Source organism: Acinetobacter geminorum (assembly GCF_013009345.1).
Taxonomy (GTDB): domain Bacteria; phylum Pseudomonadota; class Gammaproteobacteria; order Pseudomonadales; family Moraxellaceae; genus Acinetobacter; species Acinetobacter geminorum.
In genome coordinates this window covers 1-307 of record NZ_JABELE010000056.1, presented here as the reverse complement: position 1 = coordinate 307, position 307 = coordinate 1, and the positions used below count along the sequence as shown (strand labels likewise).

General features: G+C 33.9%; 1 pseudogene. It reads right to left on the bottom strand.

Annotation, left to right across the window (positions count from 1 at the left end):
* Positions 1-89, bottom strand: a pseudogene (locus HJG58_RS18670) (GNAT family N-acetyltransferase); the annotation flags it as partial.
* Between the last annotated feature and the right edge of the window lie 218 nt (positions 90-307).

Here is a 307-nt window from a genome sequence, read left to right as displayed (position 1 = left end):
GGGTAACGTTCTTCATCAGCTAATTCATTAATATAGTTGTTATAGCTCTCTTTAAACCTTAAATGAGGTTTTACCAACATAACGGTCATTTATTGATTACTCCCGATAAAATTGTTCTTTTTACAACCAAACTTAAACATAACATATTGTTATCAATAGCAACTCTTATTCTTCTCAACATCTTAAATGATTAGGTATAAAAGTAAGCCCCCTCTATTCGCCCTCTCTGTAACTACAAAACGCCTCACACCATGTTTCAATGTACGTTTTATCCTACAAAGTTTTAGGGATTTTGCGGATTGGCGAC